The 18,752-nt window shown below is 43.4% G+C and carries 17 protein-coding genes and 1 rRNA gene; 11 read left to right on the top strand and 7 right to left on the bottom strand.

Features of this window, described 5'->3' with window-relative positions; genetic code table 11:
* Positions 1–17 precede the first annotated feature (17 nt).
* The 3 genes from AB4Z50_RS27580 to AB4Z50_RS27570 all read right to left on the bottom strand — a co-directional run bounded on the left by AB4Z50_RS27580 (position 18) and on the right by AB4Z50_RS27570 (position 3,278).
* The gene (locus AB4Z50_RS27580) at positions 18–1,412 is read right to left on the bottom strand and encodes an ABC transporter substrate-binding protein (RefSeq protein ID WP_441884297.1); all 1,395 of its coding nucleotides are present in this window, start codon (positions 1,410–1,412) and stop codon (positions 18–20) included.
* An 82-nt stretch (positions 1,413–1,494) separates the two neighbouring features.
* A complete protein-coding gene (locus tag AB4Z50_RS27575) occupies positions 1,495–2,325 on the bottom strand; it encodes a carbohydrate ABC transporter permease (RefSeq protein ID WP_076270407.1) in 831 nt (276 codons plus the stop codon).
* Positions 2,322–3,278, bottom strand: a complete 957-nt coding sequence (locus AB4Z50_RS27570; RefSeq protein WP_441884293.1) for a carbohydrate ABC transporter permease — start codon at positions 3,276–3,278, stop codon at positions 2,322–2,324. Before AB4Z50_RS27570 ends, AB4Z50_RS27575 begins: the two co-directional genes overlap by 4 nt.
* Positions 3,279–3,465: 187 nt before the next feature.
* Here AB4Z50_RS27570 and AB4Z50_RS27565 point away from each other — a divergent pair, with 187 nt between their 5' ends.
* The 3 genes from AB4Z50_RS27565 to AB4Z50_RS27555 all read left to right on the top strand — a co-directional run bounded on the left by AB4Z50_RS27565 (position 3,466) and on the right by AB4Z50_RS27555 (position 6,902).
* Positions 3,466–4,140, top strand: a complete 675-nt coding sequence (locus AB4Z50_RS27565; RefSeq protein ID WP_441884290.1) for a hypothetical protein — start codon at positions 3,466–3,468, stop codon at positions 4,138–4,140.
* 68 nt (positions 4,141–4,208) lie between these two features.
* On the top strand, positions 4,209–5,015 hold the full coding sequence (locus AB4Z50_RS27560) for an aminoglycoside N(3)-acetyltransferase (protein ID WP_441884287.1): 807 nt from the start codon (positions 4,209–4,211) through the stop codon (positions 5,013–5,015).
* A gap of 129 nt (positions 5,016–5,144) precedes the next feature.
* Positions 5,145–6,902 carry a methyl-accepting chemotaxis protein gene (locus AB4Z50_RS27555; RefSeq protein ID WP_441884284.1) on the top strand — a complete coding sequence of 586 codons (1,758 nt, stop codon included), beginning with the start codon at positions 5,145–5,147 and terminating at the stop codon, positions 6,900–6,902.
* Positions 6,903–6,966: 64 nt separating this feature from the next.
* On the opposite strand, the gene AB4Z50_RS27550 is transcribed toward AB4Z50_RS27555, so the two are convergent.
* Positions 6,967–7,743 carry a class I SAM-dependent methyltransferase gene (locus AB4Z50_RS27550; protein ID WP_441884281.1) on the bottom strand — a complete coding sequence of 259 codons (777 nt, stop codon included), beginning with the start codon at positions 7,741–7,743 and terminating at the stop codon, positions 6,967–6,969.
* 254 nt (positions 7,744–7,997) lie between these two features.
* Here AB4Z50_RS27550 and AB4Z50_RS27545 point away from each other — a divergent pair, with 254 nt between their 5' ends.
* Complete coding sequence (locus AB4Z50_RS27545; RefSeq protein ID WP_441884278.1) at positions 7,998–8,198, top strand: DUF2197 domain-containing protein; 201 nt, start codon at positions 7,998–8,000, stop codon at positions 8,196–8,198.
* 345 nt (positions 8,199–8,543) lie between these two features.
* Here AB4Z50_RS27545 and AB4Z50_RS27540 read toward each other — a convergent pair whose 3' ends face one another.
* Positions 8,544–9,212 (bottom strand): AlkZ-related protein, encoded by a 669-nt coding sequence (locus tag AB4Z50_RS27540; RefSeq protein ID WP_076270413.1) that lies wholly within the window; start codon positions 9,210–9,212, stop codon positions 8,544–8,546.
* 135 nt (positions 9,213–9,347) lie between these two features.
* On the opposite strand from AB4Z50_RS27540, the gene AB4Z50_RS27535 reads away from it, so the two are divergent.
* From AB4Z50_RS27535 to AB4Z50_RS27520, 4 genes are read left to right on the top strand one after another with little or no spacing between them, the layout of a single operon-like run.
* Positions 9,348–10,394, top strand: coding sequence for a hypothetical protein (locus AB4Z50_RS27535; protein ID WP_441884275.1), 1,047 nt, complete (start codon positions 9,348–9,350; stop codon positions 10,392–10,394).
* A gap of 24 nt (positions 10,395–10,418) precedes the next feature.
* Entirely contained in the window at positions 10,419–11,315 is an 897-nt protein-coding gene (locus tag AB4Z50_RS27530; RefSeq protein WP_441884272.1) for a copper amine oxidase N-terminal domain-containing protein, read from the top strand.
* A gap of 37 nt (positions 11,316–11,352) precedes the next feature.
* Complete coding sequence (locus tag AB4Z50_RS27525; RefSeq protein ID WP_441884269.1) at positions 11,353–11,808, top strand: GNAT family N-acetyltransferase; 456 nt, start codon at positions 11,353–11,355, stop codon at positions 11,806–11,808.
* Between the two features lie 17 nt (positions 11,809–11,825).
* Complete coding sequence (locus tag AB4Z50_RS27520; protein ID WP_441884446.1) at positions 11,826–12,593, top strand: spermidine synthase; 768 nt, start codon at positions 11,826–11,828, stop codon at positions 12,591–12,593.
* Between the two features lie 14 nt (positions 12,594–12,607).
* On the opposite strand, the gene AB4Z50_RS27515 is transcribed toward AB4Z50_RS27520, so the two are convergent.
* A complete protein-coding gene (locus AB4Z50_RS27515) occupies positions 12,608–13,492 on the bottom strand; it encodes a helix-turn-helix domain-containing protein (RefSeq protein WP_441884266.1) in 885 nt (294 codons plus the stop codon).
* A gap of 144 nt (positions 13,493–13,636) precedes the next feature.
* On the opposite strand from AB4Z50_RS27515, the gene AB4Z50_RS27510 reads away from it, so the two are divergent.
* On the top strand, positions 13,637–16,555 hold the full coding sequence (locus tag AB4Z50_RS27510; RefSeq protein WP_441884263.1) for a family 78 glycoside hydrolase catalytic domain: 2,919 nt from the start codon (positions 13,637–13,639) through the stop codon (positions 16,553–16,555).
* A 113-nt stretch (positions 16,556–16,668) separates the two neighbouring features.
* Here the strand turns inward: AB4Z50_RS27510 and AB4Z50_RS27505 are convergent, their stop codons facing one another.
* Positions 16,669–17,160, bottom strand: a complete 492-nt coding sequence (locus tag AB4Z50_RS27505) for a DinB family protein (RefSeq protein WP_441884260.1) — start codon at positions 17,158–17,160, stop codon at positions 16,669–16,671.
* A 120-nt stretch (positions 17,161–17,280) separates the two neighbouring features.
* On the opposite strand from AB4Z50_RS27505, the gene AB4Z50_RS27500 reads away from it, so the two are divergent.
* Together AB4Z50_RS27500 and AB4Z50_RS27495 are read left to right on the top strand one after the other, a co-directional pair.
* The gene (locus AB4Z50_RS27500) at positions 17,281–18,228 is read left to right on the top strand and encodes a helix-turn-helix transcriptional regulator (protein WP_441884257.1); all 948 of its coding nucleotides are present in this window, start codon (positions 17,281–17,283) and stop codon (positions 18,226–18,228) included.
* A 275-nt stretch (positions 18,229–18,503) separates the two neighbouring features.
* A 16S ribosomal RNA gene (locus AB4Z50_RS27495) occupies positions 18,504–18,752 on the top strand; the annotation flags it as partial.

Here is an 18,752-nt window from a genome sequence, read left to right as displayed (position 1 = left end):
TGGCTTAGGCTCACAAATTATTTAACTGTTTTATTATAGTTTGCAATTTTTTCAGTGATCGCTTTAGCAGCATCATCAAGCGCTTTTTGTGGTTCTTTTACGCCAGTTAATGCTTCTTCAATCGCCGTTTCAACAAGCTGACGCGCTTCAGGGAATACGCCCATCACTGCGCCTTGCGAAGCAGGGGAAGGGATAGAAGCGTGCAGTTGATCAACTGCTGTTTGGAACTGTGGATATTTTGCTAGATTATCGGCAACGATTTTTTCGTCATAAGCTTTTTTAGTAATTGGGAAGTAACCAGTGTTGATGTGCCAATAAGCTTGTGTTTCCGGCTTAGCTAAAAATTTGATGAAATCCCATGCTGCCTTTTGTTCAGCTTCAGGCTTGTTATTCAGAATCCACAAGCTTGCTCCGCCAACGACAACACCGCCATCTTTCGCATCGGCAGGTTTAGGCAGGAAGCCAGTACCTACTTCAAATTTGCCAGCCACTGAATCTACAATTCCGCGAAGCGAAGCGGTAGAATCTAAGGTCATAGCGATTTGGCCAGCTGCGAATGCTTTTTTCGTATCATCTGTTTTACGTCCAAGGTTAAGTGCTGATTTGCTGTCAACAAGATCCTTCCACCATGACAATGTTTTAACACCAGTCTCGTTATTCAATTGCGATTCTGTAGCGGAAGCTGTACGTCCGTTGCCATTATTCAAATATTCTACGCCTTGGTTTGCAAAAAATTGCTCCATGAGCCAGCCATAAATTGCGAATGAAGCACCTGTTTGGCCATTTTGCGTAAGCTTAGCAGCAGCTTCCTTCACCGCTTCAAAAGTTGCTGGTGCTTTTTCTGGATCAAGTCCAGCAGCTTTGAACAAATCTTTGTTATAATACAAAATTGGGTTTGATGTGTTAAAAGGCATGGAGTGAAGCTTGCCGTCAAATGTATAGTAATTTGTAATATTTTCTTCTAGCTGAGAAAGGTCATAATTTTCTGCATCTACAAAAGTTTGAACAGGTGTAGTTGCTTTAGAGTCGATCATGAATCTTGAACCGATTTCGTATACTTGAATGAGTGATGGTCCAGATTTGGAATCCATCGATGCTTTCATTTTATTTAAACTCTCGTCATAGGTTCCTTGAAACACTTCTTCAACGACTACATCTTTTTGAGAAGCGTTGTAGTCTGTAACGAGCTGAGTTACTGCTTTGCCAAGTTCTCCGCCCATGGAGTGCCACCAAACAACTTTAACAGGTTCTTTTGCCGTTTCGGTAGGAGCTGCTGAAGCTTCAGTTGAGTTCGTAGCAGAAGGCGCCTCTGCATTGCCTTTGTTCCCAGAGTTGTTGCCTCCGCAGGCTGTGACTACAAACAACATTACCGCCATCATAATCGTCAAACCAGACCTAAACCTTGCTTTCATTCTTTTTCTCTCCCTCTCTACTACTTTTTTTGTTTACAGTACATTTATGGAAACGTCTATGAAGACGGAGCCACCTCATTCATTATCCTTTTACAGCACCAGCAGTAATCCCTCGTACGAGCTGCTTTAATCCAACAATGAGCAGTAATAAGGAAGGCAGCAGTACAATAGCTACGCCGGCTAAAACGATGTTCCAGCTTGTCATTTCTTCGAACTGCAGCATGCTAATGCCGATCTGTACCGTTCGCATCTTATCGCTGTTCGTTATGAGCAGGGGCCAAAGGTACATATTCCACGAATTCAGAAACACATAGACAGACAATGAAGCTATGGCAGGACGTGAAAGTGGCAGTACGATAACTAAGAAGTGGCGGATATGCCCGCTGCCATCTATTTTAGCTGCTTCAAAAAGCTCGCGAGGCAGCTGTAAGAAATATTGCCGCAGAAGAAACACGCCAAACGCAGACGCGAGAAAAGGAATCGTCAATCCTTGATAGGAATCCAGCCATCCCCATGATTTTACCGTCAAATAATTGGGGATAATGGTGACTTCCCACGGAATCATCATGGTGGAGAGGAATAAGGAAAACCAATATTTTTTGCCTGGAAAACGGATATATACAAAGGCGTAAGCAGCCATGCTCGCGATAAAAACTTGTCCAACCATAATAATGGTCGCGATAAGAAAGCTGTTCGCTATGAACGCACCAACGGGAATAAGCTCAAATACGGCAGAGATGCTGCCCAAATACACGCTATCGGGAAACAAGTCAGGCGGAAATTGAAGAGACTGCTCAGGTGTCATCAATGCCTGTAGAAATGTGTAAATCAAAGGGAACAGCATGGCAATGGAAAGCAATGAGAGCAGCAAGTACACACTAGAGCGGCGTAAAAATGGCTTTAATCCGATCATTGGTAATACACCTTCTTTTCTACAAACACAAACTGGATAATCGTCAAAATAAGAATGATAGCGAATAGGACTAGCGACAAGGCGCTTCCTGTTCCGAATTGGTAGTTAATGAAAGCTTCTTTATAGATGGAATATACGAATACCTCTGTTGAACCGGCAGGTCCGCCTTTGGTTAGAAGATGGATTTGTCCAAAGGATTGAAAGGAACCGATGATCGAGATAACAGCTAGGAAAAATAGAGTAGGCGACAGAAGCGGGAGTACGATTTGCAAAAATGCACGGAATGGGCCTGCGCCGTCAATCTTTGCGCTTTCGATCATGTCATCCGGAATACTCTGGAGACCGCTCAGCACGATAATGTAATTGAATCCCGATTGCATCCAGATGGTCATCATGGATATTGATAATAAAGCTGTAGATGGATTGGTAAGCCATTGGATGGGGGCAATGCCTAGCGTTGATAGGATATAATTCAGCATTCCGAGGCTGGGGTGAAAGAGGATCATCCAAATGACGGCTGCAGTACTTACGGACAGCGCGAGCGGCATTGCGAACATGAATTGAAAAATACGCATGGCTGGCAGCTTGATATGCGTGAGCGCGGCTGTAACGATGCCAAGTACAATGCCGACAGGAACGGTGTATAGTGTGAATAGGCCTGTGACCGTCAGGCTATTCCAGAATATTTCCGATGAAAACAGCTGTGTATAGTTATCGAACCCGACATACTCAGCGACTCTTCCTCTGGGATCTGTTAATTGGAAGCTTAAATAGACTGATTTCAGCAACGGATAAAATAAAAATACTGTAAATAGCAAAAGTGAAGGAGCCAAAAACAAATAACCAAGTGCGTTCTCCCTCAATCGATTCGTTTTAGCGAGTAGTCGACTAGCAGCGTGAGAGCTATGTGTACGCTTAGCGGCTAGAGTAAGCTTGCCTTCTTGCATGTTCATTCCCTACCATCCTTTCACATCCATGTTCTCCATATAGTGTAGATTTAGAATGTTCGAGGAATGTTTTGAAATTAATAATAAATTGTAGATCGCTAGCATTAAAGGATAGGCATGCACTGTTGGTGAATTGTAAAATACCGGAACTTTTAAATCGTGATGCTCGTTATTAATTGAAAGGGGGGTTATGATGAAACGATGGACGAGTGCAGGCCTCATCTTATTTTTGACAGTAGGGATGCTTCTGGCTGGCTGCAGCAGTAAGCCGTATGGTCATTACCGTGATGACCAAATGATTGGTTTTATTAACGGTTTGAACGATCAGGAGAAAAAAATCGTATTCGATATTTCCGAGTGGACGAAGCGCGATGAGCCGGGTCCAGCTATAGAAGATTGGGGCGTAGAATATGAGGCCCTCGTGCTTCCAAGTACCAGAATAAACAATGAAGCAGGCGATAAGCTGAAGTGGGAGGACTTGAAGCAAGGACAGATGGTTCAGATCAATCCCTCGCGTACGGAGAAGATTACGGATACACCGGATGAGCTCATTGTTTTATCGATGTCCAATGAGCAGCTTTTTAAGAGAGCAGGCTTGTTGGCAAGCAAAAAAGGCAGCTACCGAACGACAGTTATATACGAGGATGGTAAGGGAGAGCCTTTTGATATTAATGACATCGAGAAAGAAGCAAGCATCATGCTTAAGGGCGGCTACAGCATGATGGCGTACAATCCAAACGACGTGCTAGATATAAAGAAGATGTTTAATATCGAGCAATTTCCAGTCATTTTAGTATTCAATACTGAGAAGCTAGCGCTAAAAACAGATCGTCTGGAGGATGCAGTAACTTTTTTGAAAGCTAAATAGAGTTGCGCAGCAGCCAAAGATTTTATTTAATGAGATAAAAGATAAAGCATATTAAGGTGGGGCTCAAAATGGAAGAAATACAAGGGGATTTATTAACATCGAAAACGTTGAAATCGGATTTGATTAAGCTCGGCATACAACCTGGAATGACGGTTATGATGCATACCTCGATGAAGGCGCTTGGCGGTTTTGTATCCGGCGGGCCGACTGCGGTGATTTTGGCGATAGAGTCATGCCTGACAAGCGAAGGTACACTTGTTATGCCAACGCATACGCCTGATTTGTCTGATCCTGAAATTTGGCGATATCCGCCAGTGAAGGAATCATGGTGGCAGCCGATAAGAGATACAATGCCAGCTTTTGAAATAGACCTGACTCCTTGCTTAGACATGGGGGTCATAAATGAATGTTTTAGAAAACAAAATGGCGTCGTTCGAAGCAATCATCCACAGGTTTCTTTTGCAGCGTGGGGCTCCCAGAAGGATAGGATAACTGCAAATCATAGCTTGGAATACAGTCTGAGTGAACATTCTCCGTTAGCGAGACTTTATGACTTGGAGGGCTGGGTGCTGCTGCTGGGCGTTGGTCATAATAAAAACACTACTCTTCATCTAGCGGAGTATCGGGCTGAGTATGCAAATAAAGAAGAAACGATTAATAAAGCACCGATGCTTGTAGACGGAGAGAAAAAATGGGTTGCGCTGCGCGACGTTGATTTTGATACGGATGATTTTAATCATTTAGGCGAGTGTTTTGAGAAAGAAACAGATCATGTTAGCAGAGGAAAGGTCGGCAATGCGGACGCGCTGCTCATGCCAGTTAAAGCTTTAGTTGATTACGGAGTAAAATGGATGGAAGCTAATAGAGGCCGCTAGTTTCCCTTTTGTAATATTTTTCCCCAATGTCGAAATACGGTGGTATGATGAGAAATATAACCATATTCATCAGGCAAAGCTTTCAAGAGCAATAACTTGCTAGTGAGCGAACAGAGGGGAAGCGAACGAATGATAACGCTATTGAAAAAGCATCTGATTGTCCGTGTTTTATGCGCTATGACCGTAGTTATGATATTGATCGCGGGAGGCTACATAGGAACACAAGTAGTGCAAACCAATTCTGCAGTTGAAGAGGCGATTAACAGCTACAATATTCGAATTGCAGAGAGCTATGCGGCCACGCTTGAGTCGGGAAAATTTACAGAATTTCTCAAACAGCCTGAGGAAACAGAGCTATACTGGTCTATTCGCCAAGAGCTCAGCTATTTCCGTTCGCAAATTGGCGCAAGGTACGTTTATTTTGTTCGTTTTGATGAAAATCGTGAACCGAGAATTATGATCGACGGTTTGCCTAAAGATGATAGCTCAGCTTCCCCTATTAATGAAGTAACAGATATGCCGGCTTCGGCGGTTGAACATATTTTTGCTGGAAGAAACGCAAGCTCTCCACTAATTGAAAACCCGGTATATGGTTCYTACTTGTCTGCCTATGTACCTTTGAAAGATGACAGTGGCGCAGTGGTTGGAGCAATTGGCATTGATACGGATGCCGCTGTATTCCAACAGCTGGCTAAGAGTGTCATAAAGGAAAGCATCCCACTCTATATCATGATGCTAGTCATCACGCTTGTTTTAATCGGGGCGATCATCTGGTTTGTCCGCCGATCGCTTCAGCCTCTGGAGACGGTAACTGCCAGCGCTGAGAAAATGGCTTTAGGTGATCTGGTGGAAGCGAATGCTATTTTGCGAGCAAAGCCAGTCAAATCTGTTGATGAAATAGGTACGGTATACAAGGCGATGCTTACGATGTCCGAGCATTTGAATGAGCGAGTTCGAGGAGTAGTTGTCAATGTAGAAAAGACGTCTGAGCAGCTCGTTTCATCAACACAATCCTTTGCAAGCAGTGCTGATCATATGCTGCAAATGGGCGAGGCGATGAATGGTTCAGTTCAGCATATTTTCGAGGGTGCGCATGCCCAGAAAAAAAGTGCAGACGACAGCGCACTTGCGATGGAGGAAATTGCGCAGGGAATCGTTAAGATTGCGGAATCTTCATCCACCGTTTCGAGTGCAGCGGTACAGTCATTGGAAATCGCACAATCGGGCGAGCAAGCGATGATACAACTGAACACACAAATTAAAAATATTTCGGCTTCTGCCGGTCAGACACTGCATATTGCAAGGCAATTGCAGAGCTATACAGGTGAAATCGGTCATGTCATTGGCTCCGTTCGCGATTTTGCTTCCCAGACCAAGCTCCTAGCACTAAATGCATCGATTGAAGCAGCGAGGGCTGGTGAGCATGGAACAGGCTTTATGGTTGTAGCGAAAGAGGTAAGCAAACTAGCGGAAGCTTCTGCTTCCTCCGTACAGCAAATTTCATTGCTGCTTGGCAATATTGAAATAGAATCAGGGAAAATTAGCGAAGAGATGGAGAAAGCCTCAAGAGATATTGAAGACGGAGTTTCTTTATCGGGTGAAGCAGCCGAATCGTTCTTGCATGCTGTTGAATCGTTCCGACTTGTGAGCGAGCAAATTATGGAGGTATCGGTGACGACGGAGCAGTTAACAGCTGGTTCTGAGGAGGTAGCCGCTACAGTGAGCAGTATTGCGCATATCGCAAGAGATGTATCGGATCAAACGGAGCAAATTCAAATGCTGACTGCACAGCAGCTGGACATGATGAAGCAAGTACATGATGTGTCTGTGGTGTTAAGCTCTAATACGAAGGATATGAGACAAGCCATTGCTCAGGTTAATGTTTGATTTAAGCAAGTAATAGGCTGCCAATGCTGGCAGCCTATTTTTTATTTGCATATTAGCTTATTACTTAAGCTTCTATGGGCTTAATCGCTTCATATACGTAATTTTGTTTGCCGTTTGATGGTGCTTGGCCATAGTTGTAATCAGCTGACACAATCACATCGGAAAAACCTATGTTTTCTAAAATAAGCTTAAACTCTTCGACACCGTACCAACGTAAGGCAAATCGCTGCAGCTCAGTTTGGATAAGAGCGCCGTTGTGCCATTTTTCATATTTAATATATGAAATCTTATATTGATTGTATAAGTCGGCTTCAACAAGCTTATCTTCCATGGTGATGATGTCTCCATCCGGCAGGTTGAATGTCGACGTACCGCTGTATTGCCCACAACTGAAATTGTTGTCAGGCAGAAACAGGTCAAGTATGATACGTCCGCCTGGCTCAAGATGATTATACAAATTTTTTAGAGCCAGAAGTGATTCGTCTCGGTTCTCTATTAATAGGAATGAACCGCCTGGGATAATGATGGCTTCATAGCGATGAGGCAAATCAAGCTGTTGCAAATTTGACTCATACAGCTCAGTAACGAGCCCGCGTTCCTCACAGCGTTGACGGCAGGATGCGAGCATTTCCGCTGAATAATCAACGCCATCGACTTGCAGCCCTGCTTCTAGAAGCGGAACGAGARCACGACCAGAACCGGCCATTGCTTCGAGAATACGACCATTGCAATCTTTCAGTCGATCTTGGTAATATTCTAAATCGCCACCGATAGATTGACCTGTTTTCTTGGATAAATCATAGACCACTGTGCAAAGTTCTCCATAATAACTAAACGACATACGTAATTCCCTCCGATAATTAGATGTTTACGGAAGGGATTGTAATGATTATCCCTTACGCACCTTAATAATGAACGTACCGGAATGTAGTTTTTGCATGATAACCACTCGCTTTCTTGTAAAGTTATTATAAGTATAGGCAATGGGTAAATATAGGTCAATATTTCCAGAAAAAAGATATTTCTAAATTCTCATTTACAACGGGTTCATTTATACTATTAATGAATGCTGGTCTATGAGAGGGTGATTATGGAATGCATGTAAACTGTATGTTGTGCAGAAAACCATTTGATATTAATCACAGTGATCCTCAATATCGAAGGCTCATTGAAAAACAAACGAAGTATTATATTTGTCAGTCATGTCATTCCAAAACAACAAAAGAAGCCAGTGCTATGAGCGAGATTAAGCCAGAAGGCCTTGATCCCAAAGGGTATGACAAATTAATAACTTAATTGTCTATGCTTTATGATGAACAACTACAAAACCGACCCACAAAACCCACCCACAAAACCCACCCACAAAACCAAAACACAAAACCCAACCATAGAACCTACACACGACACTCGGTAACGGACAGGAGAGACCTTATTTGCCGTAAATCGTACTTTTTCTCGATCTAACGGACATAGGATCTCTTATTTCATGATATCCGAAGGTTGTTGGGGTCATTTTGGGCAAATAGAGGATCCTATGTCCGTTAGAAAGCAAATTAGCCTTTATTTTGAGAAATAAAGGCTTATATGTCCGTTAGGACGGAACCTAAGCACAGTCGAGGTAATCAACGAGCCACATCGTATTTATTTATTGAGATGAAGCTTTTTATCCAAATATTTAAGAGCTTTCTCCGTACAAACATCGCTCAGTTCTGCTTTGACGATAGCTCTGGTCTCTGCTAGATTATCGTGAGCAACAGCCTCTTTACCAAGTGTGGTTTGAAGCCAGTGATCTGAGCTTTCAAAGCACATGCTGCTCCAACCGCCATCGAAGTCAGCTTCCTGCGCCCCGGTAATCACAATGTCAGCAAAGTTTTGAAGATCAACAAGCGCCCGATCGTAGTCCTTCTTCTGCTCTTTAGCAGTCAGCCGGCTTTCCTTACGCAAATTGCGTGAGTCGATATTGCCTGCTTCCTTAATAATATGATAAATATTTCTGGCTTCTTGGGACATAAGACCGCTGCTATAGCGTTCCTCAACGCTTTTTCCTTGGGACAACAAGAACGGGATATGAGGAAACAAGTCAACGTGAATAAAGGTTAGTTTGCTGCCAAAAAACTTGCCATATGCCGCATGCTCATCCTTTACGATTTTAACCCGCCATATCCACGGATCAAACTCAGTTTCTGTATGCCAGCTGTCACTAGGAACCACGGCAGTGAGGGACGGATGCTCAGGGATAAGGTCTGAGAATGGAAAAATCTTATATTGCTCGACCAGCTTTACGAACTCTGGATAAGTGGTAATGCTCATATATACACTCCTTATATCGTTTACTCCTTTATTCTAGTTTTCACCTGTCTAATCCTTCCATACAGCGACTTATTAAATTCGATCAAAAAAAGTAACTTTTTTACAGTAACTGGCGTCACTATACATGAGGTTAAAATGGAACAGCTCTTTGCTCATGAAAGGACTGGCGAAAAAGTGAAAGGAACATTCGTTTCAGCTGTCATTACGGTGCTGCTTCTTGCTGGTTGTGCAGCCGAAAGTGTTGACCCAAAGGCAACTAATGTACAGGAGCAGCAACTGGTTCAAGCTAAACTAACAGGGTTATTGGATAAGAAGATTAGTCCATCATTTAATATCACAGATGCGAAAGAAATATCTATTTCCAGAGTAACAGGAGCCAAATCCAAAGAGTCGGTGTATACGGATCAAAGGAGGCTAGAGGTTTTTGTCAGCGCTATAAATACAGCAGTACAAATGCAAGGTATTTTAAATATGTCGAACCCGATCTTTACGATTACGGTGAAACAGCAATTTGTGAAAAATACCTTCAACCTTTGGATAAACGCGAGTTCTAAACAGGGAGTTATTATGGATGTGAAGGACACACATAAGGGTTATGTATTAACAAAGGAAGCGACGAATGAATTACTCCAAATCATTCAAGAGGACTCACAGCTCACTGAGCAGAGTGAGTTCGTTATGCCGCTTGCCTATGAGTATGAGAAGGTTGAAAATGCTCAGAAGGTTGCGAAGGTAGATCATATTCAAATGGAGCAGCTTATTAAAGAACAGAACATTAATGATGGAAAAATTAGCATTTATTCGAAGTCGGGCGACGCTGAGCAAGTGTATGGTGCTTTCGAATCTGAAGCTGGTCTTTATGAGCTTGGGGCAGTCGGAGGCATGCACTCACAAAACAATGATGAGCTTCTATCGATCAAAGAGCTAGAGCTTTATGGTAAGTCGCTTATTCGAATCGACGGTGTCTTTGGGGCAAATGCACCGATACACAATTATTTTGAAATGAAAGATGGTAAACCCATTCCATTCCTGCTCGTAGATACTGGTCATGCGGAAGAAGTGGATGTAGACGGAGATGCCATCGAAGAAGTGGTCTCAAAACATGGTTTACCGCTGCTCACTTTTGTTTACAAATGGGAGGATGGCGCTTTTAAAGTTGGCGAAGTGGAATCGCAACAATAATAAAATTCGCAGGAGGTTTTAATGATGAAAAAATGGATAAAAGCAACGACAGCTGCACTAACAATAGCGGGTGTGCTTAGTGCGGGTTCTGCAACGATGGCGGCGTCTGCACCCAAAGCAACCATTAAAATGTTCATCGACGGCAGGCTCCAGGATGATGTGCTCAACGTGAACGGCAGAACGATGGTGCAACTCACAGCCTTTAATGATCCTGAAAAACTCAAATATTCCTACGAAACGGGTACCAAGACAATTGTGATCCAAAATCCAGCTCGGAAATTGACTGTTCGATTAAAGGACGGACTAAAATCAGCTGATGTAAATGGGAAAAAAGTTCCCTTAGATGCCCCGGTCACCGTAAAGAAAGGACGTACTTACGTTCCAGTTCGTTTTGTTACGGAAACGCTTGGCGGAACAGTAGGAACCGACAGCACAGGGAAACAGATTATTGTAAGAACACCGTCGGGTGAAGAGCGGTTTAAAACGCTGAGAAATGGTGATCTTACAGAAGCGCGAAAGCTTGCGATTCGTAATCCTGTAGTTGACAATGGCATTCGTATTGCTCCATATGGTGAAGGTTACACTTCCGTGTATACTTTCCCTCAAGGGGAGGTACTCCGTTTTACCTTGGAATATAGAGGGTTAATCACGTATTATGAAATCAACGATAGCGGTATTAGTGAAGTGAAATGGCAAAAGGATCTGTTGGGGAAAAACGGAGAAGCGGGCAAGGAACCAAAGCCGTTTGGTGATTCCGTCTATTTCTTAGATAACTTTATGGCGGATTGGCTGAATTATGGAACAATTGACAGCAACGGAAAGAAGACGGAACTAGACTCTATTGATCGTTATACGAATAAAGAATTTGCAAATGTCGTCATTTTACCAATTGAGGGAGAAGTACGAACAGATATTAAATAAGCAAAAGATTCTATAGGGAATTAGAGAGGAATTAACATTGATTAGAAAAATAGACATCACAGATGCTGCGATAGCAGAGGAAGTATTGCGTATACAGATTCCATCCTATAGGGTAGAAGCAGAGCTCATTGATTTTTATGAGATACCGCCATTAAAAGACACCGTTGATACGCTGCGAAATTGCGGCGAGACCTTCTATGGTTATTATATTAATAATGAGCTGTGCGGAGCCATCGCCATCATGATTGAAAATAACATCATAGACATTCATCGGCTCATTATCCACCCTAACCATTTTAGAAAAGGAATCGCAAAGCAGCTGCTTCAACACATCGAAAGCGATGGAGTCAGCGGAAGCGTGATCGTCGTATCAACGGGATCTAAAAACGCACCTGCGGTTAATCTTTACAAGCAAAGCGGATATGTTGAAACGGGAGTTATTAAAGTGGAAGAGCGGCTATCGCTCACCTCCTTCCAAAAAACATTAAATTAATTTCGCTCTCACACGTACTGAAGGAGTTTGATGATTTGTATCAGTTAGCCAAGGAGCTTAGCGGCTCTCAAGAGATTACCGTCTATGAAGCCAATCAATTATTTGGGGAGATCGGAAAATATCGCTTCTTGCAGTTCTCTGATCATGCGATTCAAGGAGCGATCGATTTGAAGGAGCCGAATCGAGTCGTCATGGAGTATCCGCGTGCGATTATGCATCTGATGGAAAATAACGATCAATCGTTCGAAAATGTATTTATGATTGGTCATGGAATTGGAACCATCGCCGGACACTATTCCGATAAACGATTTGTGATAGCGGAAATCATTGAGAAGGTAGTTGAACTGAGCAGAACTTATTTTAGCTATAGCGAGGACAATGTTGTAATTGGAGATGGGCGGCTGATCCTTGAAAATCAGGCGTCCGGCGGCTTTGATTATATTATTTTGGACGCCTTCACGAAAGAGGGGACTCCGCATCATTTAACGACATTGGAATTTTTTGAGTTAACAAAAGAGAAGCTGAACGCAAGCGGTTCGATTATTATGAATCTCTTCGGGAAAGTTAAAAACGATAAATTAATTAATTCAATTTATTCAACGCTTAAAGAGATCTATCCGTATACGAAAGCCTTCTCTCTGCCTGCAGAAGATTTAGCCGATACTCGTAATATGATCATCGTCGGCAGTAACAAAACGCTCAGCTTTCAATCACGGGAAATGGCTGGTTTCCTCGAAATAGAATTAGAAGAAGGGCATCGGATGGCGGACAAACGAAAAGGATGAACCGACTATACGGATCATTTATTGTCACGTATGATTTTTCGATATTCGCGCGGCGTCATGCCGACAATTCGTTTAAAATGGGTGAGGAATGCATCGATATTTTTGCAGCCGACCTCTTCCGCAATGCTGCTAATTTTTAGCTGGGAGTTCCTAAGGAGCTCGCAGCTTTTTTTTATGCGCAGATGCTGCAAGTAATGCAGGAAGGTTTGTCCGGTATGCTGCTTGAACACGCGGCTGAAATGCCGTTCGCTCCACTCGCAGCGATTTGCAAGCTGGCTAATGGTGACATTCTCATGCGCATGCTGTTCAAGGTAGTTCAGCACATGATGGAAGCGGGCGGAAGAATTCTCTTCTAATAATAGCTCCTTAGCGTCCTTCATTAATCGATAGACGGATAGAAATAGCTGCACTAGCAGCGTTAGCAAATAAGCCGATGATCCACTCCGCGGGAGCTCATATTCACGCAGCAGGCTGCGAAATAAATCTTCGATAACACTATCCGAGTCGAACAAGGAGTGGAAAGTGGATGCATCATTAAAACAGGTTACCAGAAAATCAACGATCTCCTGATCGCCAATCCAGTCTTTCTGAGATTGAAGGAGCGAGGGCATGAAGACGCAATTATATACAATTAATGGCGAGCTATTGCGTGAAGGTGTTGAAGGCCGAAAGACATGCGGAATGCCAGGCGGCAAAATAAATAACATCCCTTTATAAACGGGGACGACCTCATCCCCTATATGATGAAAACCCTTGCCTTCAGCTACATAAGCAAGCTCAATAAAAACATGATTGTGCAGCGGCAGATCAAAGTCTTCCTCGGCGCGGTTTACGAAGATGAACTTACTCTTTTGAAAATATTGCTCGCTCTCGTAAAGCAGCGTATGCTTGCTTGTCATCAGCTCTCATTCCTTTCATCCGATGTCGTTTTTCAGGGAATAAATGTCCGAAACAGGGGTAATTGAGTAGCATGATTTTACTATAATTAGAGGTAGAATGCACGTGAAAACATACGATTACTCGCTTAGAAGGGACGGAATAACATGATGGATTGGAATTGGAAGGCGAATTGGATTTGGGGCGGAGAAGTTGAAAGCCCTCGCAATGAATGGCGTTGCTTCAAAAAGAGCTTTGATGTTGCACCATCATCGGATGATTTTGACCAAAATACTCAAACAACACTGCGAATTAGTGCGGATTCTCGCTATGTTCTTTATATTAATGGCAAGCAGGTAGGACGCGGCCCTGTACGCTCTTGGACGGTTGAGCAATTTTATGATGTGTACGATATTGGCCATCTGCTGGTACCTGGGCAGTCGAATACGATTGCGGTGCTCGTACATCATTTTGGCGTATCGACCTTTTACTATTTAAGAGGCCGCGGCGGGCTGCTTGTGCAGTTGGATAGAAGCAGTGAAGAAGGAACGCAAACGCTGCTTGAGTCAGATGATACTTGGAGCACAGCTATTCATGAAGGCTATCATACACGTACGCCTCGAATGTCTTGTCAGCAAGGCTATTCTGAGTATGTTGATGCTGGCTCGTGGGACAGCGATTGGACTACAGCCACGGGTAGTGGTGATGCTTGGGAGAAAGCAGCGTTACTAGGGGGTGTTGGCACTGGACCGTGGAAGACGTTAATAGAGCGGGACATTCCGCTGTTAGCAGAGTACCCTGTTTATCCTTCCCGCATTTTATCTCTGAGCAGCGTTAAGTCCTTCAGCTTCTCTACGTCAATTGATATACGCAATCAAATGGTTGAAGGCAGTGAGGACCATGCAAATGTTGTCGGCTTCACGGGTTATGCGGCTACCATACTGTCTGTCCAAGAAGACACGGATATCATACTTGGGTTCCCATTTGCGAGTGAGTGCGTAAGAGCAGTCTCAATTAATGGGGTGAAGCTGGATTCGGATCAGTTCACGGGAGTGCTTCCTGAACGTTATGCGGAAGTGACAATTCAAAAAGGCGAACATTTACTCTTAATTGATGTGAGTGGAAGCATGCATACAGGTCAGCTGCACCTGGGCATCTACAGTGAAGCTCCGATTGAGGTTCGATCACCGCTAGCTTCTGAGCAACAGTCAGTAGGTGGATCAGCTTTTATTAGCATTGGTCCTTTTGACAGTACCGTATATTTGGATCATCAGGAATCAAGACAGATTGATTTTGAGGATGCGTATTATAAGCAAGTGATAGATAAGGTTTCTTCCGTTCAAGATTTGGATGCGTATTCTCCATATATTCGTTCTATCGATGAGAGTCTCGTAAGTGAAGTGGATGTATTCAGTCTCTCTGTCTGGAAGAAGGAAAGCACTCCGCATGTTATACCGGTGGCTTTGCAAAATCTTGTTATTCCGAACGCATCGCCAGGAGTTATTCCGATGTATCCAGGTCTAGATACAGAAATTATAATTGATTTCGGCAAGGAGCTTACGGGTTATCTATCATTTGAGGTTGAGGCAGAAGCGGGTGCTATTTTAGATTTTTACGGATTTGAGTATATGACAGAGGATTATCGCCAAGATACGTTTGGACTGGACAATACTGTGCGCTATGTATGTAAAGAAGGAAGACAGATTCATGTCTCTCCAATTCGCAGAGGCCTGCGGTACTTGATGTTGACTGTTCGAAATGCGAATACGCCGGTCAAAATACAAAATGTTCATTATATAGCAAGCCATTATCCAGTAGCAGAGATTGGTAGATTCCAAAGCTCAGATCCTTTATTGAACGACATATGGGAGATTAGCCGACATACGACGAAGCTATGCATGGAAGATACCTTTGTGGATTGCCCAGCCTATGAGCAAGTTTTCTGGGTGGGGGATAGCCGCAATGAAGCGCTGGTCAGCAATTACTTATTCGGCGTAAATGATATGGTTAAACGCTGCTTGCGTCTTGTACCGGGATCGAAGGATCAAACGCCTTTATACGCAGATCAGGTTCCGAGCGGCTGGAGCAGCGTTATTCCGAACTGGACCTTTTTCTGGGCTATTGCATGCCGTGAATATGTTGAGCAAACAGCAGATCTTCATTTTGCCCAAGAGATGTATCCGCATATCCGTTTTACGCTAGAGCATTATTTGAAGGAAATCAATGAGGATGGATTGCTCGCTATTAAGGGCTGGAACCTGCTCGACTGGTCGCCGATTGATCAGCCTAACGATGGCATTGTCACACATCAGAACTGCTTCTTAGTGAAGACGCTGCGAGTTGCCTCTGAGATGGCTGGTTTTTCCGGTGATGAGGAAGGGCGCTCACGTTTTGCGGCAGCAGCCGATGATCTTCAAGCGGCGATTAATCAGCATTTGTGGTCCGAGGAACAGTCTGCCTACTTGGATTGTATCCATGTGGATGGACGCAGATCAGACATCTTCTCCGTGCAAACACAGGTGGTCGCTTATTTGACAGACGTTGCGCAAGGAGAACGTAGAAGCATTATGGAGAAGTATTTGCTGGAATCGCCTTCCCATTTTGTTCAAATCGGCAGTCCATTCATGTCTTTCTTCTATTATGAAGCATTGTCGGCATCGGGACAGTATTCTACGATTGTTGAAGACATCCGTCGCAATTACGGGCAAATGATCGAGCATGACGCGACAACTTGCTGGGAGATGTATCCGAACTTCTCGGAAAATAGAGCGAATCCGAATATGCTGACTAGAAGTCATTGTCATGCTTGGTCGGCAGCGCCAGCTTATTTCCTTGGACGCGAGGTGCTTGGCATTCGCAGTACAGCAATGGGCTGGACGGAGGTCGAAATTAGTCCTAATCCTTGTGGTCTTACATGGGCGAAGGGAAGCGTTCCTCTCTCCGATGCAGGGCAAATCGATGTATCGTGGAAAGTGATCGATGAGAAAATCATTGAGGTTTCCATTCAATCCCCGGCATCGGTAAAAGTGAATGTTAAAATACCAGAAGGATACGAAGGTATCGTTCGGGAGAAAAAAATCTTTTAGCAGTAGTATCGGTTGAATTACGCTCAATGGAATGAAGATGCAAAAAAGCTCTCGCTGTCAGTAGACAGTTGAGAGCTTTTTTTATAGGAGTGATGAAATGCATTTGAATTATTTTAGTATAGATCGAACATGTTGACTTCATAGCCTTGTATCTTCAAATATGTAAACATCTGCGCCCGATGATGCTGAATATGGGTCGTAATCTCAATCAGCCATTTTGCCTGTACCGAACCGTGTTCTAGATAAAATGGTTTTGTTTTCTTGTGCAGGAAATCCTCATCCGGAAGACTTTCCATATAAGCTCTGACTTCATGCAAACCAGTCGTGAGCCAAGCAATTAGTTTCTCGTGGTCTTGATCGGCAGCTATATCCGCTTCAAGCTTGCGGATGACGGTTTCATCGTTCTCCTGAAGAATGAGCAGATCAACCGAAGGAATAGATACGATATGTTGGACAAGCTCCAGCAGCGTCCTCATATTATCATGCGGTCTGTATGACCAATGATCGGATGAGATTTTGCGAATCAAATTGGAAGAGGTTTTCGCGATATGCTCCAATTCCTCCAGCAGTAATCCTTTTACTTCATTAATAGGCTGAGATTGCATTACCTTCACTCCATTCTTCTTAATTATAGTATTGTTGTCACCCTTAGTGGGCTTAATACTGATTGTAGCTTATAATAGTGACAGTAGTTGTCATAATTAAGAAATGAATGGAGAATGAATATGTCAAAATCGAAACGGCTCATTGAATTGATGATGACTGTTAATAGAAAACGTAAGTTCACCGTCAAAGAACTCGCGGGTGAGTTTGAAGTGTCGACAAGAACGATATTGAGGGATTTGCAAGAGCTGAGTGAGCTGGGCGTTCCGTTGTATTCGGAGGTAGGGCCGCATGGCGGGTATCAGGTATTAAAAGAAAGGATATTGCCTCCGATCGCTTTTACGGAAGAAGAGGCTGTTGCGATATTTTTTGCCAGCCATGCTTTGAGGCACTATTTATATCTTCCCTTTGAACCTGAATCATCCTCGGCACTCAGCAAGTTCTATTATTACATGCCTGGTGATGTGCGGGATCGTATTGATCAAATGAAAAATCGTGTTGATTTTTTCACGCCTGCTCGGCAAATGAAATCCCCTTATTTATCGATCTTGCTTGAAGGGGCTATTCACCAAAAAGTGTTGGTTATCGAATATGAATCACGAGAAGGTCGGTCAAGCCGTCAAATACAACCGATTGGAATATATGCAAGCAACGGATTATGGTACTGTTCCGCTTACTGTTTTCTTCGTGCTGAATTGCGGTTGTTCCGTTGTGATCGAATTCACTCCGCTGTAGAGGATACATCTGATTTGGAAGCGCTGGATTTGCGACATGTAAACCTTGGGAATAGCGATGAGGTTTTTCAGACGCAGGAGACATATGTTAATCTTTACGTTGAATTAAGCAGAGAAGGCTTGCAGCGCTGCGAGTCTGAGCTATGGCCGCTGCCCAAGCTGAATATTCGCGAAGATGGTACAGGCTGGATAGATGGCGATATTCGAAAGGTTGATCTTTCGTTTTATTCGAAGTTTTTTATGGGTTTAGGTAATGAAGCAACTGTTAAGGAACCGGTTGAACTAATAGATCGCATGAAAAAGATATTAACTGAAGTCATGGCTAAATATGCGTGAAGTTAAAGGATAGACAACAAAATAAAATTAATTTCAAAAAACACTTGCATTAGTAGGCGAGTACATGGTATATTCTTATTCCGGCCAAGAAACACACCGGAACAAAAGAAAAACAAGCAAGACAAACGATAGAAAAGTTTGCTCTTTGAAAACTGAACAACGAGTAATAACTGCCTTGCAAATCCTTCGGGATGAGCAAATATAGCGATAAAAGTTATGAGCAAGTCAAACACATGAAGCTTTTCTCTTCGACATCGCGTCGAAGCGAAAACTTCCATTTGGAGAGTTTGATCCTGGCTCAGGACGAACGCTGGCGGCGTGCCTAATACATGCAAGTCGAGCGGAGTTGATGAGGTGCTTGCACCTCTGATRCTYAGCGGCGGACGGGTGAGTAACACGTGGGTAACCTGCCTGTAAGACTGGGATAACATTCGGAAACGAATGCTAATACCGGATACGCGATATGGTCGCATGACTGAATCGGGAAAGATGGAGCAATCTATCACTTACAGATGGACCCGCGG

The organism is Paenibacillus sp. 2TAB26, from assembly GCF_052115145.1.
Taxonomy (GTDB): Bacteria; Bacillota; Bacilli; order Paenibacillales; family Paenibacillaceae; genus Pristimantibacillus.
Note: the sequence above shows the minus strand (reverse complement) of the source record. Positions and strands in the feature narration are given on the sequence as shown.